Here is a 23,220-nt window from a genome sequence, read left to right on the forward strand (position 1 = left end):
TCCTGACGGGTTCAACACGATCAACCCAAATATTCACTTCTTTATATCCCTTTTGTACATATACCTTCCCCATACCACCAACGCCGCACACAACAAGATCACACAATAAGCCCATACAAAAAACATGGCAAGCCCCAACCCGATGTTGGCATCCAGGCGCTTATCAAAGATTTCTGTGTATAGCGAAAAACCTAGTGGCACGGCGCCAACAATGAAAAGTCCAATGGACCATCCACCCCAGCGTCGAAAACCAGACCCCTCACGAGTACTTGAAAGTTTGCGAATCCCTTGACTCAGAAGCCACCAAATCAGAATAAATAATAGACAGGTTAGAAGAATTTTCAGCATATCGTTCAACTGCATATCGCGCACCTCCTACATCTTGCAAGATGATGAACATATCTTACACGTTAAGTGTTCTCTTTACTATATTACCCGTTTCCATATCCATGATCACATGCAGATCAGAGCACAGTACCCCTGGCTCACACTTGATCATGAAAAAGAAAAAAACGCCACCGTCCTGACTCCTTCCAAGTCAAGAACGATGGCGTTACTTCTCAGATTTACATTGTTACATTCACATAGGATAGGTTACGCACCAAACTGCGCATAGTGAAGGCGGCTGTACACCCCACCTGCTGCGAGTAATTCTTCATGACGTCCCTGCTCCGTAATACCTTGTTCAGCAACGACAATAATACGGTCTGCATTTTTGATCGTTGCCAGCCTGTGAGCGATGACCAGTGTAGTCCGGCCTTCGGACAGCTCAGCAAGGGATTGCTGTATGGCTGCTTCCGTTTCTGTATCCAACGCGGATGTCGCTTCGTCCAGAATCAGAATTGGCGGGTTTTTCAGGAACATACGTGCAATGGACAGACGCTGTTTCTGTCCACCGGACAACTTCACGCCACGTTCACCAATTAACGTATCCAATCCTTCCGGCATCGATTGAATCAAAGGTTCCATCTGTGCACGTCTGGCAGCCATCCAGATTTCTTCTTCGGAGGCATCCAGCTTGCCGTAGGCAATGTTCTCCCGAATGGTTCCATCGAAGAGGAATACGTCCTGTTGTACAATTCCGATATGACTTCGCAAGGAATCCAGCGTCATATTCTGAATCTCCTGCCCATCGATCGTGATGCGACCTTCCAGCACATCATAGAACCGCGGCAACAGACTGCACAGCGTTGTTTTACCTGCCCCCGATGGACCTACAAGCGCTACGGTTTCACCTGCACGCACGTTTAGATCGATACCTTTGAGAACAGGCTCCTGATCCGAATATCCAAAGGTCACTTGCTCATAACGAATATCTCCACGCAAATGGGATACCGCAACGGCCCCTGGACGATCTTCCACATCCGGTTCCATATCAAGCAGCTCCGTATAACGTTTGAAACCTGCAATCCCTTTGGGATACGTCTCGATAACCGAGTTGATCTTCTGGATCGGTGTCAAGAACACATTGGACAACATAATAAATGCAATGAACTGACCGTAGGTCATACTGCCTTGAATGACAAACCATGTTCCGCATACCAGGACAAAGAGGGATACCAACTTCATCAGCATATAACTGACAGAAGAGTTCCAGGCCATGATTTTGTATGCAATTAACTTGGTTTGACGGAAACGACCGTTGTTCACAGCGAATTGTGCTTTTTCATGCTCTTCATTAGCAAAAGCCTGAACAACACGGATACCTGTAATATTGTTCTCTACACGAGCGTTGAAGTCCGCAATATCACCGAACATTCGACTGAATGCCTTGGACATTTTGCTACCAAAGTAGAGCGACAGATAAATAATCAGCGGTACAATAATAAAGGTTAATACCGCCAGATTCCCGTTAATGCTCATCATGATGCTGAATGCACCAATCAGTGTCATCACCGCGATAAATACATCCTCTGGACCATGATGGGCAATCTCACCGATATCCATCAGATCGTTAGTCATACGGGACACGAGGTGTCCTGTTTTTGTATTATCGAAGAAACGGAACGATAACTTCTGCACATGATTAAACAGACTTTTACGCATATCCGTCTCAATGTTAATACCGAGCTTGTGTCCCCAATAGGTAACCACGAAATTCAAAAATGAATTCAATAAGTAGATGCCGAGCAATGCCAGACATGCCCATAGAATCCAGTCCCAGCGACCGCCTGGCAGCAGATCGTCGACTACGCGGTTGACCGCCAGTGGAAAGGCAAGCTCCAGCAAGGCGACTAAAATCGCACAACTGAAGTCAAGAATAAAGAGCTTTTTGTAAGGCCTATAATAGGCAAAGAAACGGCGAAGCATGGACTGAAGTCCTCCTTATGCAACCACACAATGATGATTACGTTCTATTTCGTCTTGCTTAAGAGGTACAGGAAGTATGGCGCACCAATAATGGCAACCAGGATCCCCGCAGGAATCTCCGAAGGCTGTAGGATGACACGACCCAGCGTATCTGCAACCAGTACAAGCAATGAACCGATCAGTGCAGATGCGGGTAACAGGAATTGATGTTTTGGACCCACCAGACGACGCGCCAAATGCGGTCCGATCAGACCTACAAAACCGATCCCCCCACTCACAGATACACATGAGCCGGCAAGTCCTACAGCAGCCGCAAGCAAAATCAGTCGCTCACGCTCAACCGGAGTCCCGAGTCCGCTGGCAGTCTGGTCCCCCAGATTCAGTACGTTCAACACACGTGCCTTATACAGAACAAGCGGGACAAGAATAATAAGAAACGGTAGCAATGCCGTTACAAATTTCCAGTTCGAACCCCAGATGCTGCCTGCCATCCAGGTAGCTACAAATTGATACTTTTCCGGACTAAGTCTTAACGTAAGCACGATCATGGCAGAACTAATTCCCGCCGCTACCCCGATCCCAGTAAGCAACATACGTGTAGGCAGGATGCCCTCTCCTTTTTTGTAAGAGAGAATGTAGATCAGAAATGCAGCAAAACCGGAACCGATCAGGGCCAGAATTGGCAAAAGAAATACCGGCGCTGCTGTCGTTGTCGGGAAAAAGGAAACAAATAACATGACGACCAGACCAGCACCTGCATTAATCCCGAGGATCCCCGGATCGGCCAACGCATTCCGAGATACTCCCTGCAAAATACAACCAGATAACGCAAGTCCAGCCCCGACCAACACCGAAATCACAATCCGTGGCAGACGGAATTCAAACAGGATCAATTCCTGTTTCGCCGTGCCTCCACCAAACAGGGTTCGCATCACCTCAAGCGGCGAAAGCTTGGTAAAACCTGTGTTCATGCTCACCACAAAAGCCGTAATAATTAATAGGGCAAGCACAATGAGGACAATCGTACTCTTGGTTCTCTTCTTGCGCTCTGCTCCAACTATTGTTGAGGATTCCATCGTTACAGAGTCCTCCTTTCTTTACGCGCCAGATACAGGAAGAATGGTACCCCGATGAGGGCAACCAATGCGCCAATTGGCGTCTCGTACGGCGGGTTAATCATACGTGCAGCCAAATCCGCAAATACAAGCAAGAGACTGCCCATCACAGCGGAACATGGAATAATCCAGCGATAATCGACCCCAACCAGCTTCCGCGTGAGATGGGGAATAATGAGTCCAACAAAACCGACCGCACCCACCACGGACACAGCCGTACCCGCGAGAATCAGTACAACAATCAGGCCTATGAGCTTGATCAGCCCAGTACGTTGCCCCAAGCCCACCGCAATATCTTCTCCGAGACTAAGCAGAGTAATGGAACGGGAGATGAGAAGACCTGCGATTAGTGCAGCGAGTACCCATGGGAACATGACCTCAAGTTGAGACCACTTCGTTCCGGCTACACCACCCGCTGTCCAGAAAGCTAGATCTTGTCCAATCCTGAAATATAATGCAATCCCTTCACTGAGTGCCGACAACATCGCTGATACAGCCGCACCTGCAAGCACAAGGCGTAGTGGTGTAAGACCCGATTTGGAAGCTGCACCAAAACCATACACCAACAGGACACCAAGCCCTGCTCCAAGGAAGGAATACATGATGATATACATAAATGGCAAGCCAGGGAAGAAGGCAAAACAAACTGCAAGCGCAAATCCAGCTCCCGCATTTAACCCAAGCAGACCTGAATCGGCCAGCGGGTTACGAGTCATGCCCTGCATGATCGCACCAGCTACAGCGAAACATGCACCTACCATTGCTCCTCCAAGGATACGTGGTAATCGAATCTCCCATATGATCTGATGTGGAGTCAGCTCAGGATTGAAATCAAAGATAGCCTTCCAGACTACACTAAGCTTAATATCAGCAGCGCCAAATGAAATGGACAACGCCATACCCAGAGCGAGTAGCAAAACTCCCCCTGTAAGAATAAGTGTGGCTGCCCACGGACGAGTGTGTATCTTCGCTGTGGGTGAATCCGGATTATGTTTTTCTGGTGAAGCTTGTGAACTCATACGCGCCCACCCTCGTTATGAGTGGAGCTGCCCAAACCTATGTACATAACAATCACCTCTCTATAAATACCGAACTTTAATGATATTGATTCTCATTCCCATAGACCATTGTAAGTGAATCCACGGGCTCTGGCAATGGACAAATAGGACATGTTTATTGCATATATGAAGATTTTCACACAATTTTACACGCAAAAAGGCCGTGTAGGAGCCAAAAAGCTCGAACACAGCCTTATCATTGCCTATGTAGAACATATATCATACAGACTCATTTAACGAGCATGTACCGTGATCAAAGATGCCAGGACATCCGGAACATCGGTAATGATTCCTTGCACACCCATGTCAATCATGGCCTGCATCTCGGCAGGATCATTCACCGTAAATGGATAGGTAACAATGCCATGTGCCAGTGCAGCAGCAATATCTTCTTGTGTGACTGCCATCTTGTAGGGATGAAGGCCGGAAGCTTCGAGTTTGGCGGCATAATCATAGGGACGGTACAACTTTTCCATATATAGAAGTGCTGTACGGATCTCCGGGGCAAGACGTTTACATCTCACGAGCGAAGCATGATTGAAGCTGGACAGCACGACCTGTTGCTCCAGGTTCCACTCCCGGATCGCCTGTATAACCTTCTCTTCCATCCCCTTATAACTCACAATACCATTTTTCAATTCCAGATTAAGCAGCGTTCCTTTCCCCTGTACCAGCTTGAATAACTCCTCCAGAGAAGGAATACGTTCCCCGGCGAAATCAGCATGGAACCAGGACCCGGCATCCCGTGTGCGCAATTGATCGTAAGTCGTATCCTTAACCCAACCTTCTGCGCCGCCAGTTCGACTTAACGTCTCATCATGAATCAGTACCAGTCTGCCATCATTCGTCATCTGCACATCGGTTTCAATACCTGTTGCTCCAAGCTCCAGACTCCGTTCAAAAGCACTCATCGTGTTCTCCGGGCATACGGCAGATGCACCGCGATGGGCAATGATCTCCACGTTCCTCATTCCAGCACCTCCTGTGTTCAAGCTTCACTCTATGATTAACACTATAAACACGGTTTGTTAGACCTGTATTAACGGGGCGTATAATGGGTTGCCTGCTTCGCTAATACTAGCGGCCAGGCCCAACATCTAACGGGCTGGGGATTCACTCATTTTTGCGAACTCAATCTGAAAATCGACATAACATAGTATGAACGATGGAAGCACTGAACTCCGTTATAAGGAGGTTGACTATTGAATCCCTCAAAGAAAAAATCGATACCTACGCGTGCTCACACCTCCCAGTTACAGTCGGCTTCCAGGCTTTCCAGATCATCTGTCCATATCAAAAATAAATCCGGCAAGATGGCTAATCAGCGTTCTTTTAACTCCACTTCATCCAGCACACTGGATCAGCTGGCTATTGTTGCAGCAATACTCTCCTTAATTGCAGCCGCCATCGGGCTATATATCGCCTGGAAATCGTTAAGTGTTCCGGATCAAACTGCTGTTGTGGTGTAAGCTGCTTGTTGTGCAGCTAATGACTCAGGAGGCTCTCTCCTGCTTCTGACCTTATTCAGGGGCAGGTTTTTGCTTTTTCAATTACTTAACGTATGCTGGAAACGTCAAATAACCGTTCCCCTGAAACGCCGGGATATACCGGCGTCTCTTTGGAAAGGTCATTTTTTATTCGGGCGCTGCCTCTGCAGCATGATCCCCGTCCCCGGATTTGACCGAATTACAGAATGAATGTGCGAGAGATAATAACCAACAGAATGAACAATACCAGAATTGCACCTGTTGATGTCCATGCTCCACCACCGAAGCCTCCGCAATATCCGTAACCTGTACCTTTGAGTTCGCTCATCAGTGACACTCCCCTCTTCATCGAAGTACACTATAGACTATGTCCGATAGCGCAACTTGCTTGGGCAGATCGAAAATTCTCCCGAGGAACGAGTGGGTTCAGGCCCGTCTTCTTATGCACTCATTTCCCGTTGAGTTGTGACCACTTCTGAGTCAGCTCTGCAGGAATGTAGGATGACATTTGTTTGATCAGTTCAGCCGGATCAGATTCCAGACTCCACAGACTGAGATGCGAGGTGTTGGAGAATCCCTCCTGTACACTATGTTCTACCATCTTCATCAGCGGTCCATAATATCCGTTGACATTCAATAAGCCAACAGGCTTACGATGAATGCCGATCTGTGCCCAGCACAGTACCTCAAATAGTTCTTCAAATGTACCCATGCCTCCGGGAAGCGCAATGAACCCATCGGATAATTCAGCCATCGTAGCCTTGCGTTCATGCATGGTTCCCACTTCAATCAGTTGTGTAAGCCCTCCATGAACAACCTCACCCCGGAATAATCCCGTAGGCATAACCCCGATTACTTCTCCCCCTTGCTCAAGAGCAGCATCGGCTACTGCACCCATCAAGCCCATGCAAGAACCACCATAGACCAGTGCATAACCACTATCGGCAATCTGTTTGCCAAGTTGAACAGCCTTCTCTGTATAATCGGGGTGATTTCCCGGATTGGAGCCTGCAAAAACAGCTATACGTTTCATTGGGTTTCACTCCTTCTCATGATCTTTTTAGATTGAACTAAAGAATATTTACACTTGCCACTTCGATGACAGAACAACCTTCCGATCGCTGTTATCCCCAGATTTTTTGATTCAATTTTACAAAGGTGAATATCTTGGGATAAAGGCGAACGCTCCACTTCTTCAGGTTATTTCTGGCCTCTACGTTTCTCGTGTAAATGTTTAGTTCAATTTATCTATTTTAATAATATATATCATGAATGTAATGGGTATGTACAACAGGTTAACAGAACCCATGCAAAAAAATACCCGACCGTTTGCAGCCGGCCGGGCTCCCGTTTTATTACACATCAATTTAGAAGGGGTTGTTACTACCTAATATACAGACCAAACATTAAATCCATATGATCTTTGCATGAAATGAATATTAAATCTTCGTGGTACTAACGTATCCCGCGGCGTGAACGTACGACAAACATATGCTTGTCTTTACGAAGAACCCGACCATCTGCAAGTTCAACCTGATCCTCGTCATGACGCAGAATCGTCGTGGATAACGCTACAATTTTGGCCCGGCGCCAGATCATAACCTGTGACTTGAAATAGATCGCATTTTCGAACTGAATTGCCTTTTTCATCACATATCCAACCTTGTGCACCTCAGAACGTGCTTTCTTTAAGGGAAGACTCTCTTCGGGAAGAGGTCTAATCATTGCGATATTGTCAAACGATACCTTGATCCGTTTCGGTCCGATCCGTACACATTCCGCTTCTTCATCCCACTCGACCAGCGTTCCCTTCAATGGCTCCCGTATGCCTGTTGCACGATATACCGCTACTTTTCGTCCTATCCAATGTCGCAATGTTCTCACCTCCATCTGTCTAGTTTTCAGGTATCTTCCAATCGATCGGTTCAATACCTTTGGAGGTCAAGAAATCATTGGCTTTGGAAAAGGGACGGCTGCCGAGGAATCCGCGATGCGCAGCCAGCGGACTGGGATGTGTAGACTCCAGTACCAGGTGCTTGTCCCTATTAATAAAAGCACCTTTCTTCTGGGCATGACTGCCCCATAGCATATATACCATTGGCTCTGAACGTTCATTCAGCGCACGAATTACAGCATCCGTAAATGTCTGCCACCCTAGTGCCTGATGCGAGTTAGGCTGACCTTCACGAACCGTCAGAACAGCATTTAATAGCAGGACTCCCTGCTGTGCCCAATGAACCAGAGATCCATGATTCGGAATGGGCAGGTCCAGATCGGCGTGAAGTTCCTTGTATATATTTTTCAGAGAAGGCGGTACGCGTACCCCCGGTCTAACCGAAAAGCTTAATCCATGAGCCTGTCCCGCACCGTGATAAGGGTCCTGACCAATAATAACGGCCTTAACCTGATGATATGGCGTCAGCTTCAGTGCGGAGAACAGGTCTTCTTTGGGCGGAAAGACCGTCTGTGTTTTGTACTCGGCGGCTAGGGTGTAACGAATCTTGTTGAAATACTCGGCTTCTGTCTCTTCCTGAAGCACCTTGTCCCAATCGTTTCCAAACATATGTATAGGCTCCTTTCCCCTGATGAATGCAGTTACGTGTAGCCCAACTACCGGGCTCTTCCTTCTGAGAGCCGCATGTCATGCAACTCATAGACTATCCACCATTTTAACATAACCGGGGGCAGCAGACCAGAATTGCGCATCAGGGTATGTTCACCTCGAAATAAAACTTGTTCTTGCTGCATTCCGTGTACTCATCCGAAAAAGCCACCACGCTGTTGCGTGATGACTTGATGACTTTACACTTGAACGGGTACCTCTTCGACTTCTTTTACAAGCACACTACTGATTCTCCGTAATCCTTCCTGAAGGACAGAACGCGGACAAGCCAGATTCAACCGAATACAACCCTCACCATTCGCTACAAACATATGGCCATCTTCCAGAAGCACACCTGCTTGCTCAGCGAAGAATAACGGTAAACTTACATGTTGGGGAGCATAGGCTGAAATGTCAATCCAGGCCAGGTATGTGGCTTCCGGAATATGAAAGACAGCCAGCGGCAGATGTTGCTTCACATATTGTTCTACACAGGCAAAATTGGCGTCGAGATAAGCTTTTAATTGTTTCAGCCATTCATCACCCGTTTCATAAGCTGCTTGAGTGGCAGCAATGCTCAGTGGGTTTTTGAAACCATAATGGCGTGCCTGCCAGATGTCTCGAAGTTCCTTATTCGGAATGGTGACATTGGAGAACATCAGTCCAGCCATATTGAATGTTTTGCTCGGGGACATGCATGTAATGATTCGATCCGTATCCGGGAACAGCTTCGCAAGTGGCGTATGTCTTTTGCCAGTCCGCAGCAGATCACAATGAATTTCATCCGAAATGACCCATACATTGTTCCTCAGGCAGATCTCACCCACACGCTGTAACTCTTCCGTTGTCCAGACGCGTCCAGACGGATTATGGGGGTTGCAGAAAATACATACCCTTACCTTCTCATCCTTGGCCTTGGCTTCAAAATCCTCAAAATCAATCGAGTACCGCCCTTGCTTAATGTGCATATCCGAACATACCAGTTCAAGATCATTATGCTCCGCGGCTGACTTGAAGAAACCATAAGACGGGGTAACAATCAGTACTTTCTCATCCGACTGACAGATGTATTCCACCAGTTCATATAAAGCGGGGATGATCCCGTTTGAGGTCTCCAAATGATCCTTGGGGAAGGACCAATCATAGTACCTTTTCATCCAATTCGAGACAGCTTCATAGTATGCCGGATCAAACACCTGGGAGTAACCCATAATTCTGCGGTCCAAACGTTCCTTCACTGCATCCAGAATCTCGGGAGGTGTAGCGAACTCCATATCTGCAATCCACATGCGAATGAATTCTTCGTCCTTAAATGGAAATGTCATATCTTCTGAGGCGTTAAAAATATATTGACGGAAACCATCCGTATTCATGGCATTTGTACCTGTGCGATCTATAATCTCATCAAAGTTATATTTCATAGTAGCTTCTGCTCCTCTGTCTGTTCAACTTTTCATTGTCGGTTCATGTCGTATGAGATCTATTATTCCATGACGTAGAAATTGCATCAAATGCGATACAATCTATTCTGACGAAACAAATAAAGTTTATTGTTTCTTCAGAATAGGTTTTTCGGTGAGAAAGTGATATATTTCTCATATAACATCATTTTTATGAATGACTTTCACCATTTTCACGTACTCTCAAGAAACATTGCATAAGGAGAACCGGTTATGAACAATATCAATCAGGAAGTTGGCAAGAAAATACGAAACTTTCGGAAGTGGCGGGGACTGACCATTCAACAGCTTGCGGATCAGATCTTCAAGAGTAAGGGTACGCTGTCCAAGTATGAGAGCGGAGATATTACACTTGATCTGGTGACGTTACATCATATTGCGAACGCACTCAACATCCAGGTGGAGCAACTCTTGTACCAAGAGCCAAGACACGCTTCTCCCTTGATGAATGCGGTCCCGTCCAGCTTTTTCAAGAATTCTACACGTTTCTATTCCTACTTCTATGATGGGCGTAACAACAGTCTCATTCGATGTGTCATTGACATGATGGCTCAATCGGATGCCAACCGTTATCGCACCGTGATGTATATGAATGTGAAGGATTTTGAGAACTACCAGGAGTGCGAGAATATGTATTGGGGTCACACCGAGCATTATGATACACTCACCACGCTGATTTTGAAAAATCAGGCCACGCCGCTGGAGAATCTATATATTAATATTCTGGCGTCTTTTCAGGAATCAGAGAAAAAATGGGGACTGATGGCTGGTGTCTCCTTCAGACCTTTCATGCCAATCGCGCTCAAAATGTTATTCTCCAGAACCCCGCTGCCCGAGAATCAGGAGTTGTATAATGAATTAAAAATCTCAAAGGAAGATCTGCGGACACTGAAAATATACAACATGCTCGCTGTCACTTGAACAACGCAGCGTATCACCCATTCTCATTATGGGTCGGCGACAGTTGCTCCACATTCCTCCTCATTAAATAAGGCACTTCTATAAGCTGTTGAAACCAGCTCATAAAAGTGCCTTTCACTTTGATGCCTATCGGTTCGGGGATTAGTGAGACTAACGTTTAGTTTTTGATTAAATCCAGCGTCTCGTCAAACATTTGCTTCTGTTCCTCAATCTTGTTCTCATTACCGATCACGCAGCGCTGTTGCTGTTCAAGAATGGCCGATAAGAGCTCAGCAAAACCGATAATGTCGCTTTCCTTCGTGCTTAACACTTCGTCACGTTCCTGTTGCAGATCTGCTTCAGTCACATTCGACAGATAACACTCCAGAGAGAATGCCCCTTCGCCATAAGGTGTTCTCGGCGTATCGAGATCCTGAATCGCACCAATGATGTAACGCGTCATTTCCCGCTCGTCTGCCCGGAAATCGGTTAAATATTGCGGTATCTCTTCATATACTTTGTACGTTTTATCCAGGTTCGGATCACGGTACGATGCAACGTAGCTGTCTCCGTTCCGTCTGAAACCTGACATACAGCCATAAGCTCCGCCTTTGGCGCGGATATTGGTCCACAAGTAATCCAGAGACAGGATACCCTGCAAGACCCGTAGGGAACCGGTGTATTGATATCCTTTGTTGATATAATTGCCCGTTTGCACCACGTACTGCACCTCTGAAGGAGAACGGAATCCTTCCTTATGCGTAGCCGGTGTGAACGTAAACTCTTCCTTGGCAACCTCATGTGTGAACAGCTTCGCTTTCAGATCGGATACCTGTTGCTCCAGTCCTTCATATCCCTGCTCATCGGCAGTGTAACTAACAAGCAAGTTCTCCGGTCTGAAAATATACCCTGTCAACTCTTGCAGGCTGGAAGATAACTCTTCTTTTCTGGCCTCAAAATTCGCCTGAAGATCCTCAAGCCACTGGTAAAAGGTAATGCCACTCACAGCTTCTCTGAAATCCGCAACCGCTGAATGTTTGGACGATGACCGACCAATTCCCGCAGAGTGTCCGCTATTGATCAGATTACGTTGCAGATTACCTTTCATCTGAGAGATGATCTCATATAACCGCTTCGAATTATCGAATTGGGATGTGAACACAATTTCTTTGATCATATCAAAGGCAAATCCAAGCTTGTCATATAACACTTTTGCGTTGAACTCATAGGTCGCTTTGAATTCATTGTGCTTATGCGCGTTAGCATAAGATCCAATCCCGCTATGAATACCTCCTGAATGGATATGGATTTCATTGGACAATTCATTGAACGAATAGTTTTGAGTATCCACGTAACCCAATACATTTTTCAACAATCCTGCATACGGCAGGAGATGACGTGGCACTTCTTTGATATCGAACAGCAGTCTCAGATAACCAATCCCGTTTGTGTAGAGGTTATGGTGGAGAATGGTTGTGCCATCGACCTGGTTCACCGTTTGATGCAACGTAGAGGCTTTTGGTTCAATATCTTCAATCGACAACGTCGGTATGACCTGCTGCTGCTCTTTGGTTGAAGGTGTATTCTGATATTCGGCGAGTGCTTCCGTTTTCTGAATCAGCGTCTGAACTTCTTCCTCGCTAAGTCCGGCCTGAATGGTTTTCAGCCGTGCTTTCAGCGCTTCTTCTTTACGTGAATTCAACCCTTTGTCCGGTGTCAGGGCTACGAAGGAAGTATGTGTGTTTTGCAGTAAATACTTCTCAATCAGCTGCTCAAAGTAACCTTCGTTCATTTTTGTCCGCAGTTCAGCAAATACGTCATTGGCTTCCAAATGAGTGAAAGGTGCTTCTTCATCGTACAACCAGCTTTGCAGGGAGGAGAATCCGTAGATCAGACCCTTCGGCATTCTGCCATAGTCCGCTTCTCTGTGATTGAACTCATACGAGTTAATTCCAGCAAGCAGCGCTTTAGGATCAAATCCTTCTTTTACCACACGCTCAAGCACTTCTTGGACCGTTCCCAAGAAATCCTCTTTGCTCGCCAGATTGCTCTTCTTCAGTCCCACAGTGAATACAGGTTGATACAGGCTGTCATCATACGAACCGTAGACATCCTTCGCAATGCCTTTATCCAGCAAAGCCTGTTTCAATACCGCTCCCGGAGCGTTCAGCAAGGCGTATAACAAAATCTGGAACGAAATGTTCAGTTCCTTATCCAGACTTGTGCCAATCACTGCATTATAGGTCAAGAAGCTGTTATCCACTTCGGATTCCGTACTTCCCGCAGAGTAAGTCTTAACTGTGTCTACCCGTTGTGCAAAGGCAGGTTGAAGTTGAATGGCCGAATCAATCTCGATTCGATCATATGCACTCAGGTAGTTCTCATCTAGCCATTGCAGCTTCTCTTCCATATCCATATCTCCGTAGAGATAGATGTAACTGTTGGAAGGATGATAGTATCTCGTGTGGAAATCCAGCAACCCCTGATATGTCAGATCCAGAATAGCTTCCGGGAATCCGCCAGACTCGGAGGAGTATGTGGTATCCGGGAAAAGGGAGTTCAGCACTTCTCTGCGCACCATTCGTTCCGGTGAAGAAAAGGCACCTTTCATCTCGTTATATACAACTCCGTTGTAGGTTAACTCATCGTCAGCAGAGGTCAGGTTGTAGTTCCAACCCTCTTGTAGAAATATCTTTTCATTCTCATAAATATTTGTATTTAATACCGCATCCAGGTAAATATCCATCAGGTTATGGAAGTCATGATCATTACGACTCGCGATCGGATAGATCGTCTTATCGGGATACGTCATGGCGTTAAGGAATGTATTCAAAGAACCTTTCAGCAACTCAACAAAAGAATCCTTGGCCGGAAATTTCTTGGACCCACAGAGCACGGAATGTTCGAGGATATGGGCTACCCCTGTATCATCTTCCGGAGGTGTGCGGAAACCGATACTGAATACTTTGTTGTCGTCCTGATTGGACAAAAGTACAATTTTGGCTCCGGATTTCTGGTGCTCCAACAGATACGCATCCGATTTCAGTTCTTCAATTCTGCGCTCCTGTAACACCTTGTATGGCTTAAGCTGTTTCAACATAAACTTGAGTCCTCCGTCCATAAGATTGTTTTATTGGTTTTGTGACTCTACATAAGTTCAAATATGGTTATTTACACGGGCACTCCGATGACAGAACAACATCTGTCCTCTCCGTTATCGTGTAAATGTGTAGTTGAACCTATATCGTTCAGCAAGGTAAAGGTAATATATGCCTACGGATAGTATACACCATTGTTCCGTCTCTTCATAAAAGTCAGATAAATGTACCTTCTGATATGTATTATGCAGGGTTTATGTTTATGAACTGCATGGTAAAGTGGTCTACAATGAAGTGACATTGATATTAAAGAACATAAAAAAAGATCGCATGCAGCTTGGTTAACAAGCGTCATGCGATCTTTTCTTTTTAAGATGCCGAGGACCGGGATCGAACCGGTACGGTAGTCACCTACCGCAGGATTTTAAGTCCTGTGCGTCTGCCAATTCCGCCACCCCGGCAGGATTATGTATTTCTTGGCGACAAGAAATATCTTACCATGAACTAATTAACTTTGCAACACCTTTATATAAAATAATCCAACTATATTAGTTTAACTAATGATTTGCACGATAACGGAGAGGACAGAAAAAACTGAAAAAGCGAAGCGTTCGCCTTTATCACCGGATTTTCCCTTTCAAAAGGGAATCGAAAAAATCTGGGGATAACAGCGATTAGAAGGTTATTCTGCCATCGTAGTGTCAGTGTAAATAATCTTTAGTTCAACTTATAAAAAATGAAACAGGCACTGCAAGCGTCAGCTCACAGTGCCTAGAAAGTCCGAGTTGCGGTCCCGGACTTCCGGTAAACCAATCTATATTAAGGGAGGTGTAAGATAAGAATACCTCCCCAACATTAAAGAAACCTAAAATCAGCCTTAAATTAAACTAAAAAAGTAAAATAGGTCGAACACGAGCCGCTTCTTCCTCACTACACTCCACGATAACCAAGATATGGTCCTTTAATAGCCAATCTTCGTAATACCGCGCATCCTCCTCCGAGATCCCCGCTTCAGTCAGTGTAAGCACCAAATCATCAGTCTCACTCCCAATCTCATTACCAGCGAGCCTACGTACTGCATTTCCGATCGACATCGTCTGATCCATCCGCTTCCCCAGACCAGCCAATATACCTTTCAGAGCTCCAAAAGCACCGTCAGTTCCTGCACCTTTTAATGGTTTGGGCAGCCCCGTCTTTTCGCTCACCAGCTCCAGATTAAGCTGCTCCTTCGCCACTGCTCCCAAATATTTATCCTTGATGCCTTCCTCTTTCACCTTATTCAGCATAATTATAGCCTCGTTCTCGGTACGGGCCAGCCCAATAATCAATTGTGTCATTCCGTTCCCCTCCTTTTACCCTAATATAACCCCGTAATCCCCATTCAAAAACGGATCATCCACAGCTAAGACAAATCACCTAGAAGATTGTTGATTTCTCTTCTGGAAATCTATACCTAGTTCTGATAGACTAGATAAAGAAGACAAATTAACCATTGAAAACATTGACATATGGATTTAACATCTCATAATCAGGAGCAATGACTTATGAAAAAAGAGGTAGAAATTGCCATCCGGCGTAAACAACAGATCATGGTTCGTAATACAAGCGGTCAGACGGTAACCGGATTTCCTGAGCGTACCGCTGATACATCCATTCTCTCCTTACGTACCGTTCACGGAAGTCTGTGGATACCGTTTGATGAGGTTGAACATGTTACGCGTCTGTTAAGCATCCGGTCTCATCATTTAAGCGGAATGCAACTCGTATAGTCGGATCTGTAATCCTAGAAACTCAGTTCCCTTATAGAAAAAATACCTTAACTAGATCTATTTATGCCAGCACTTTACACAAAAAAAACCAGACGCATGCACGTCTGGTTTTTCTCTTCTACTTATCCTGTACCATGCTGCTACTGACCTCACAACAAAGACCCTACAATCCTTATTTCTGCCCAACCATATCCTGTTGTTACTTCACTACAAACTTCACTCGTGTTCCATCCGGATATGTACTTAACTGATTCCCTACCCATGAACCTGCACCACGATTATCTTTCGGGGTAATGTACTGGATATCTGCACCTGTTCCTCCTTCAGCACACATCGCCATAGGCCACTCGTCACGATCCTTACCTTTTTTGACCGGAACACCTTTAAGGGATAAATCCCGATTGCCTTCCGCTCCATTACGATCAATGGTGCATACATCCGAATGCCCTGCCTTGATAGCAGCTTTAATATGTTTGGCTGTTTCGGGATAACGCTCTGAAGGGAACGTAATGGTGTGGTCCACACTCTTATTAGCCCCTCCGAATGGATTAGGTATCTCCTCCGGCCATTCTCCCCCTGCCCAGGCGTAGAGGGCTACCAGCAGCATCGCTACCAGTGTCAGTACCTGCTTTTTGAAGCCTTGTTTACCTTTTCGTTTTCGTCCTGTGCGTCTCTTACTCATGCTGTGTCTCCCCCATTCAACATTAGCATTATAACAGAACGTCCGTTCGTAAAACAATAAAACAAATAAAAAAACAGCCGAGGCCAGCCGGCTGTCCTGCTTGTTTGATTATCCTACATTGGGAATGGCCAGCTGGCGCAGCAAGGGCAGTGTCACCTCAAACTGTGTGCCTTTCCCTTCTGTACTCTCCACCGAAATCTGACCATTCATCAGTTCCAACAGTTCTTTGCAGATGGTCAGACCAAGACCGCTTCCGCCAAATCGGCGCGCATGGGAGATATCAGTCTGGGTGAATGCATCAAACAATTGTTCGATCTGATGCGGAGGAATGCCAATTCCCGTATCACGTACAGAGAATACCAATACAACGGTATCCATCAGTTGTTGCCTCACATCCACCTGTAACTGCACTTCACCTTGTTCTGTGAACTTGATCGCATTACTCAGCAAATTATCCAGTACCTGCCGAAGTCTTAGCGGATCACCGATAAGCACATCAGGAACATTCAGATCAGCATGACAGAGCAAACGTATGTGTTTATTCTGTGCCGCAGGTTCATGTGTCTTCACAATCTGTTGAATCAGCTTCAGAGGTTGAAACTCAATGTTTTCAACATCCATTTTGCCTCTGCCCAGCTTCGCCATATCCAGGCTATTGTTAATGATGTTCAGCAGCGCCTCACCTGATTGACGTGCAAGCTCCAGATATTCTTTCTGCTCATCCGTAGTTTCACCCATACTAGCAAGTTCGATCATGCCCATAATGCCGTTAAGCGGGGTACGAAGCTCGTGATTCAACTTGCCGATGAATTCCAATTGCCCTCTGCTGTTCATCTCAGCCATGGAAGTTGCAAACTTCAACTGCTGTTCGGCATACTTCCGTTCTGAAATATCGTATTGAATGCCTACAAAATATAAACACTCTCCGGATTCATTAAAGATCGGATCAATATTCAGTTCGTTCCAGAACTTCTGACCACTTTTTGTATAATTTAAAATATCAATCTTAATGGATTGTTGTTTCTTTAATGCATCTCGAATCTGCATTACCGTTTCGGGGTCTGTATCCTGCCCTTGCAAAAATCGGCAATTGTGTCCGACAGACTCTTCATACGTGTATCCTGTCAGTTGGGTAAAGTGTTCGTTTACATACATGAGCGGAAGCTCAGGCAAGGTAGCATCGACCACCGTCACGGAGGATTTCACTTTCGAGATGATAAATTCCCATTGTAATGAGAGTTGATTATGTTGGCTCATGCCTTCCTCCTTCATCACACACACATTGATGTTTATATATTCTGCAATCGTACATTATAAGGAGAGAAAACTAACCAAACGGAATGTGTTGATATTAAATCAATATATTTTAATTGTAACACAGTTATTCAAGTCATGTGGTTCTTGGGTAATAGTTGATAACTAACATTACACAATAACCTAACTATTCATCAGGAGGAACATACATGAAATTTCTGTTAATTATCATCATTATCATTTTGATTGTAGTCTTTTTTACCAGACGCAAACGTTAAGATAAGATCCGTTATGTAAGTGAGAAAGGAAGATGGGTATGAGAACCCTCTTTTTTATATTCATGGTACTCTGTATCATCAATCTCTGTTTCCCAAAATTCGGCTGGTATCTACGTTATGGCTGGATTTCCCAGGGTGAAGCCGAACCCAGCAGGCCTTATATGACTATGGTCAGAACGACCAGCCTGCTGATGTTGCTTATCGCCTTCACACTCGCTATGGCATGAACTATAGGCATTAGAAGATGACTGCCCTGTTGGGCAGTTTTTTTGTGGTGAAATGACGGGAAAATGATAACTTTGTTTGTGGTGCAATGATGACAATGCCCGTAATATAGATATATCGTTTCGGAAAGGACATCATTGGCATGAACATCGCATTTTATCCGTACTGGGCCGCTAAAACGCTGCTCTCACTTATTAATGTCATATATATCATGGTCATTACTACGTTTATATACGGTCTCACTGGATCGGTACTCTCTGCTGCAATGTTTCCACTGATTCAGATCACTGCACGCATAATAGCAGGTTTCACTTTGCCATTACTTGTGAACCGTTTCCCATTCTCCAAACTATTGATCAGCATTTCCATAGCCAAAACATTAATCATGACCTGTATAGCCATTTCGTTAAATCACTTGATTTCACAACTGCCACTCCTATTGATCGGAGTGGTCATACTATCCTTATTGGACGGATGGGAAACTCCGTTACTGAAGACTTTAACGCCACGATTGGTTCAAGGTGAAGACCTTATAAAAGCAAATAGCCTTCTATCTTTCTCCAATCAGACTGTAACCATTGTCGGTTACGCCATGACGGGATTCGCCGTGATGAACTGGGGGGCGTCACAGACCTTCTGGGCAGCTACAAGCCTGTCCTGGGCCGTTCTGATTTTCATGATTGCCATGGGTTCGCTCACACAGAATGTAGAAAAACTCCAGAAATCTGCTGTATCCCGAAATGTATTGAGGGAAGGCTGGAGTATACTTTGGAACAATCCATCGTTACGACTGATCACGCTTATGGACATTGCCCAGGCTCTTGCGGGTTCCATCTGGATCGGAGCTGTTACGCTAGCCTTTGCAAAAGAAGCTCTGGGACGAGGAGAAGGTTGGTGGGGACTCATGAACTCGAGTTACGCTGCCGGAACCATGCTTGGAGGTATTCTGGCTCTTGCACTGGCCAAACGTATTCAGAAGCATCTAATCGCTAGTATGACCATGGGTTCCCTTCTCTTCAGCCTGCTGACCGTCGTTTATGGTCTAAACAACCTGCCATGGCTCGCTTTGGTGTTATGCATACTCATGGGTCCGGTTCATCAGATTCGTGATGTGGCTCAGCAGACAGCGCTTCAGAACAGTGTACCTGTCGAATCCCTAACCAAGGTATACGCCACCCATGGCGTCCTGATATCCACGGTGATGAGTGTATCCATAGTCATCTTTGGTCTAGTCGCCGATCAACTGGGCGTTCGGTGGGTATACCTTATCGGTGGAGCCTTGTTTATTATGTCTGCGATATGCTCATTATCGTTGAGCAGGGCTCACAGGAACTATCCCATTGCTAAACATACGAAAAATATGTAAATCAAAGAGACGAGCAACCTCTGCTCGTCCCTCACAATCTTAATCTTAATCTCAATCCAATCGATAATCTGTCAGCGGCTTGCCTTTTTTATAATACAAAGTGGGTGACAATATATTGAAGAAAATATGCACATCTGGCATGTATGCTTCTTCCAAAATAGCTTGCACCGACGATGCAATCCGATTATGAATCTCCTGGTCACGTTGAAACATCAGAATCTCTATAGAAGCCGGAGAAGGTGTTAGCGCTTGTACATCATGACGCTCTGCCTTCATTCTCTCCCTTGGAATATGAGTAATTAGGGCCATCTGCTCTGTAATTTGGGGTACAACTTCCTCTAGCTGAGGACCTGTGAATCCTTTAAAGCGAATAAACGGCATTGCTATCCCTTCAATCTCTGTTAATAGTCTCTTATGTGATTTTAAGCACATTGTTTTCAGTTGTCAAATGTCATGGATGGCATATGTTGCTTCTTATAAACAGGAAAAGCCCCGCTGAAGTCTCAGCGGAGCCACTGTTTGCACGTTTCTATACGTGACTTACAGCCAGAAAGATTTTGTGATGATCACGAGCAGGATGAAAAGCACAAGAATTGCACTTGTAGAAGTCCATCCGCCGCCGAATCCACCAACATTGCCACAACCGTATCCAACTTGACTCATTTGATTGGCCTCCTTTGAATTTCAAGGTATGCCATAACATATGCGTATTCTGCGCAAGTGATCGGGCTATTCGACAAGTTCATCAGCCCATTCATCTGGGATTCATACCCGGTAACTTAACCAGATGGGTCGATGGAGATTTTCAGTGGTTTTTCTTGTGACTCCTGAGGTGAAGGGTCTGTATTTCCTCTGTCCAGAAGGATTGTACGAGTACGTGTATCACTTCGGGATGCCAGAACAACCTCTCCATCAGGTGTTATACAATAGGCGATCGGAATGGATATCTCGCTATCACGGTACGAACCATCCGCATGGCTTGTCCCCATGACAATACATTGATGCTTCATGGCGATCTGCCGAGCCTCTTCGACCCACTCACTGTACTGCTTTTCACTGAACATGCCCACACCAATGGAATGCATCACAATGTCCACATTCCCTATATTCTCATTTCCAAATCCTTGCAGGACCAGCTCATCACACAACAAAGTGCTTATTAACCACCCCTGTTCCTCAACCGTCTCAGCAGGTGTATATTTAGCTTTCTCCAATACAATCTCTCCAGCCTTACTGATGATAATCGCTCGGTCCTTTGGACGTTCGTCCAGTCTGCGATGACCTGATACAATCATGGTCCCATATTCAGCCGCCAACCTGCAAGCTTCCTCAACATTCTGGTTCAGATAACCTTCAGGAAAAAATAATATATCCGCATCAGAGTGTTGCTTGAGTTCGGCTTCAAGCTGCAGCAGGTGCTGTTCCAACCTCGGTTGTCCAATGATAACCTTCATCTGGTATCCCCCATTCATAAATAAAAGCCGGTTCATACCTGAATAAGGTACGAAACCGGCTTAAAGGTTGTACGGACAGAACTCCTGCTCACCTTACTTTGCTTTAAGAGTAATTGGTTCTCATGTTATTGCTAGACGACACAATTACCTTTACAGTTGAATGATATGTAGTTAGGCATTTCTACGTTCAATACTATCATAGATAGCCTGCCCATCATAGCTTCGATCTGTAGTGATATCTTTCACCAATAGGACGCTGTTTTCATTTCCAGATAAGATGCTCAGTGCCCCCAGCACCCAAGCAAGTGGATATAATGCAACGGATAACATTTTCTTCATAACTCTGTCTCCTTTTCTGCTTAAACAGATAATTGGTTGAATATCCCATTAATACGATTACAATCCAATTAGGTTTCAATTTTATATACAACCATCACTATTTCTAGACATATAGGAGACAAACTAAAATTGTTCCGTTCAGATCAACTCGAAACTCTGGAGCAACGCTGCTGCCTCTTCATGATCAGGTTCCAGAGCCAAAACTTTATGGGTATATGATAGGGTTTCTTCTTCCAGTTCAAGTTCATAACAGCACACAGCCAAATCGTATAAGACGGCTGGATTATGGTTACTCGGGTCTGCAACCAACGATATCTCCAGAAACCGTTTCGCATCCTCATACATATACATCTCATATAATAGCTGCCCTGCCAGAAATGCGAGCCCCCCTTGCTGCTCCATCACATAGTAGGACGACCACATCGTATGAATACCAGATTGAATATCAAGCATTTCCTCATCACTTGCATCAGGAAGAAGACTTGAAATGTGCGTTGCACTGTGGATCAAGAACTCCGCATCATACCCGCCCAGACGCCAAAACGGTAAAATATGCTTCAACTCCATACTTTCTATTCGAGAGTCTACCCATTGTTTCATGCTGAAAAAGTCATCCGGGCCAAAACGTTCGACAAATCGATGGTAGGCCAAACGTGTGTTCACATAACTGATGGGTTCGTCCAACATCAACATGCACCCAACATTCAGGTCTTTATAATGATGTGTTGTGAATCGTGTATGGGCACCCTGTTGTTCCAAGACATATTGAATGGCATGGTAGTTAGCGGTTAGCGAAAAACTCCCGTGAAGAACAAATTCAGGTGGCTCTGCGAACTTCCAGTTATCCAGCCGATGATCCCCTTTATCAGCGGTAATCAGCACATAACCTGACTGTGACAGCTTGTTCAACCGTTCGAGACAAGACAACCCGATTGCTGGGAACAAAATGTGAGAATCCTCCAGTTCCTCTTTGTACAATGTGATAAGCTCCTGATAAGGATAGTTATCCTCACTGTATTCCGGTGCTCGGCGATACTCATAACTCAGCGTCATGTTCTTCAGCATCTCAGCAGGCTCAAGATCGAGACGACGATCCGGAGACTGTACAAGCAGATCGCACTCATAGATCTCGCCATCCCCAATGTAGATTAATTCCTGTGGGATGCTGTCAAAAAAGTAATTAGCAATCAACAACAACGGTTGTTTCAGATCACCGGGCCGAATAACCGTGCCTGCAACGACCAGATTCAATTCCGTATCCACTACAGCGTCAAAACGTGCAAAATCCACTATACCTTGTTGAATAAAGGATTGCATGGATGGATGCTCCTGCCAACCCAGCACATTCTCCGCTACCAGATCCGTCATCACATATCTGAAAGGCGGTAACTGTATTGCGGCAAATTCCTTTAACTCAAGCAGTTTCAGGAGAATTTGGTGTGCCAACCGCCCTACCCCCGCTCCAAGTTCCAGAATGGTTACGGTCTCGCTGATCTTTCCCTTGTTCGAGAGGTCCTGAAGAAAGCCAAAGATCATCTCTGCATACGCCGTGGCAATCACCGGATTACTCGTAATATATTGAGGGACTTGGTTCTCTGTCCAAGCTTGTAACCCCTTCTGTTCATAATAAGCTCTCTGCCAATCCCAGACCGGAGCTTCACTGTAACGAAAACGTTGACTTTCATTTTGCGTCATTAAAGGTAAACCTGCTTTCTATCACTAATTTCGTAAGATTCTCAAAAATTCATGTTTTACTTTATTCGTAAATACCGTTCCAATCTCTGTAATGCATTATATCATAGAACCCTACCTACTCGATGAAG

At 45.3% G+C, this 23,220-nt stretch carries 24 protein-coding genes and 1 tRNA gene; 5 read left to right on the top strand and 20 right to left on the bottom strand.

The genetic code is table 11. The features are described 5' to 3' along the window. Positions 1–33: 33 nt before the first annotated feature. From F0220_RS20770 to F0220_RS20790, 5 genes are all read right to left on the bottom strand, one after another. Positions 34–363, bottom strand: a complete 330-nt coding sequence (locus tag F0220_RS20770) for a hypothetical protein (protein ID WP_149846728.1) — start codon at positions 361–363, stop codon at positions 34–36. A gap of 231 nt (positions 364–594) precedes the next feature. Next, positions 595–2,310: an ABC transporter ATP-binding protein gene (locus F0220_RS20775; protein WP_149846729.1), complete on the bottom strand. Its 1,716-nt coding sequence runs from the start codon at positions 2,308–2,310 to the stop codon at positions 595–597. A 44-nt stretch (positions 2,311–2,354) separates the two neighbouring features. Then, a complete protein-coding gene (locus F0220_RS20780) occupies positions 2,355–3,386 on the bottom strand; it encodes a FecCD family ABC transporter permease (protein WP_074095819.1) in 1,032 nt (343 codons plus the stop codon). Positions 3,387–3,388: 2 nt separating this feature from the next. Beyond that, positions 3,389–4,444 carry a FecCD family ABC transporter permease gene (locus F0220_RS20785; RefSeq protein ID WP_036614761.1) on the bottom strand — a complete coding sequence of 352 codons (1,056 nt, stop codon included), beginning with the start codon at positions 4,442–4,444 and terminating at the stop codon, positions 3,389–3,391. Between the two features lie 272 nt (positions 4,445–4,716). Beyond that, the gene (locus F0220_RS20790; protein WP_149846730.1) at positions 4,717–5,454 is read right to left on the bottom strand and encodes a glycerophosphodiester phosphodiesterase; all 738 of its coding nucleotides are present in this window, start codon (positions 5,452–5,454) and stop codon (positions 4,717–4,719) included. 231 nt (positions 5,455–5,685) lie between these two features. Between F0220_RS20790 and F0220_RS20795 the strand changes: the two genes are divergently transcribed. Further along, a complete protein-coding gene (locus F0220_RS20795) occupies positions 5,686–5,952 on the top strand; it encodes a hypothetical protein (RefSeq protein WP_149846731.1) in 267 nt (88 codons plus the stop codon). A gap of 217 nt (positions 5,953–6,169) precedes the next feature. Here F0220_RS20795 and F0220_RS33255 read toward each other — a convergent pair whose 3' ends face one another. From F0220_RS33255 to F0220_RS20815, 5 genes are all read right to left on the bottom strand, one after another. Continuing rightward, a complete protein-coding gene (locus tag F0220_RS33255; protein WP_255319930.1) occupies positions 6,170–6,298 on the bottom strand; it encodes a hypothetical protein in 129 nt (42 codons plus the stop codon). 120 nt (positions 6,299–6,418) lie between these two features. After that, positions 6,419–7,003 (bottom strand): LOG family protein, encoded by a 585-nt coding sequence (locus F0220_RS20800; protein WP_091014155.1) that lies wholly within the window; start codon positions 7,001–7,003, stop codon positions 6,419–6,421. Positions 7,004–7,425: 422 nt separating this feature from the next. Then, a complete protein-coding gene (locus tag F0220_RS20805; protein WP_017687369.1) occupies positions 7,426–7,845 on the bottom strand; it encodes a hypothetical protein in 420 nt (139 codons plus the stop codon). A gap of 19 nt (positions 7,846–7,864) precedes the next feature. Beyond that, positions 7,865–8,533, bottom strand: a complete 669-nt coding sequence (ung, locus tag F0220_RS20810) for a uracil-DNA glycosylase (protein WP_017687368.1) — start codon at positions 8,531–8,533, stop codon at positions 7,865–7,867. Positions 8,534–8,772: 239 nt separating this feature from the next. Then, a complete protein-coding gene (locus tag F0220_RS20815; RefSeq protein ID WP_149846732.1) occupies positions 8,773–9,993 on the bottom strand; it encodes a MalY/PatB family protein in 1,221 nt (406 codons plus the stop codon). A gap of 252 nt (positions 9,994–10,245) precedes the next feature. Between F0220_RS20815 and F0220_RS20820 the strand changes: the two genes are divergently transcribed. After that, positions 10,246–10,953, top strand: coding sequence for a helix-turn-helix domain-containing protein (locus F0220_RS20820; protein ID WP_017687366.1), 708 nt, complete (start codon positions 10,246–10,248; stop codon positions 10,951–10,953). A gap of 157 nt (positions 10,954–11,110) precedes the next feature. Here F0220_RS20820 and F0220_RS20825 read toward each other — a convergent pair whose 3' ends face one another. From F0220_RS20825 to F0220_RS20835, 3 genes are all read right to left on the bottom strand, one after another. Further along, positions 11,111–14,032 carry an insulinase family protein gene (locus F0220_RS20825; protein ID WP_149846733.1) on the bottom strand — a complete coding sequence of 974 codons (2,922 nt, stop codon included), beginning with the start codon at positions 14,030–14,032 and terminating at the stop codon, positions 11,111–11,113. Positions 14,033–14,405: 373 nt separating this feature from the next. After that, positions 14,406–14,491, bottom strand: a tRNA-Leu gene (locus F0220_RS20830). A gap of 426 nt (positions 14,492–14,917) precedes the next feature. Continuing rightward, positions 14,918–15,367, bottom strand: a complete 450-nt coding sequence (locus F0220_RS20835; protein ID WP_047843724.1) for a general stress protein — start codon at positions 15,365–15,367, stop codon at positions 14,918–14,920. 207 nt (positions 15,368–15,574) lie between these two features. Here F0220_RS20835 and F0220_RS20840 point away from each other — a divergent pair, with 207 nt between their 5' ends. Beyond that, positions 15,575–15,799 (top strand): hypothetical protein, encoded by a 225-nt coding sequence (locus F0220_RS20840; RefSeq protein ID WP_017687353.1) that lies wholly within the window; start codon positions 15,575–15,577, stop codon positions 15,797–15,799. Between the two features lie 199 nt (positions 15,800–15,998). Here the strand turns inward: F0220_RS20840 and F0220_RS20845 are convergent, their stop codons facing one another. Beyond that, positions 15,999–16,481 carry a NucA/NucB deoxyribonuclease domain-containing protein gene (locus tag F0220_RS20845; RefSeq protein WP_091014144.1) on the bottom strand — a complete coding sequence of 161 codons (483 nt, stop codon included), beginning with the start codon at positions 16,479–16,481 and terminating at the stop codon, positions 15,999–16,001. A gap of 108 nt (positions 16,482–16,589) precedes the next feature. Next, positions 16,590–17,738, bottom strand: a complete 1,149-nt coding sequence (locus F0220_RS20850; protein ID WP_179198433.1) for a sensor histidine kinase — start codon at positions 17,736–17,738, stop codon at positions 16,590–16,592. A 313-nt stretch (positions 17,739–18,051) separates the two neighbouring features. Here F0220_RS20850 and F0220_RS33430 point away from each other — a divergent pair, with 313 nt between their 5' ends. After that, complete coding sequence (locus F0220_RS33430) at positions 18,052–18,240, top strand: DUF6199 family natural product biosynthesis protein (protein ID WP_053061624.1); 189 nt, start codon at positions 18,052–18,054, stop codon at positions 18,238–18,240. 140 nt (positions 18,241–18,380) lie between these two features. Next, positions 18,381–19,604: an MFS transporter gene (locus tag F0220_RS20860; RefSeq protein WP_149846735.1), complete on the top strand. Its 1,224-nt coding sequence runs from the start codon at positions 18,381–18,383 to the stop codon at positions 19,602–19,604. A gap of 51 nt (positions 19,605–19,655) precedes the next feature. On the opposite strand, the gene F0220_RS20865 is transcribed toward F0220_RS20860, so the two are convergent. The 5 genes from F0220_RS20865 to F0220_RS20880 form a co-directional block, all read right to left on the bottom strand. Then, entirely contained in the window at positions 19,656–19,985 is a 330-nt protein-coding gene (locus F0220_RS20865; RefSeq protein WP_036614785.1) for a DUF1904 family protein, read from the bottom strand. A 159-nt stretch (positions 19,986–20,144) separates the two neighbouring features. After that, positions 20,145–20,267 (bottom strand): sporulation protein YjcZ, encoded by a 123-nt coding sequence (locus tag F0220_RS20870; RefSeq protein WP_083679583.1) that lies wholly within the window; start codon positions 20,265–20,267, stop codon positions 20,145–20,147. A gap of 116 nt (positions 20,268–20,383) precedes the next feature. After that, entirely contained in the window at positions 20,384–21,058 is a 675-nt protein-coding gene (locus F0220_RS20875) for a carbon-nitrogen hydrolase family protein (protein ID WP_149846736.1), read from the bottom strand. A gap of 171 nt (positions 21,059–21,229) precedes the next feature. Further along, positions 21,230–21,397 (bottom strand): hypothetical protein, encoded by a 168-nt coding sequence (locus tag F0220_RS32580; RefSeq protein WP_188310490.1) that lies wholly within the window; start codon positions 21,395–21,397, stop codon positions 21,230–21,232. A 138-nt stretch (positions 21,398–21,535) separates the two neighbouring features. Next, positions 21,536–23,092: a tetratricopeptide repeat protein gene (locus F0220_RS20880; RefSeq protein WP_091014131.1), complete on the bottom strand. Its 1,557-nt coding sequence runs from the start codon at positions 23,090–23,092 to the stop codon at positions 21,536–21,538. Positions 23,093–23,220 lie beyond the last annotated feature (128 nt).

It is taken from the genome of Paenibacillus sp. 37, assembly GCF_008386395.1.
GTDB classification, from domain to species: Bacteria; Bacillota; Bacilli; order Paenibacillales; family Paenibacillaceae; genus Paenibacillus; species Paenibacillus amylolyticus_B.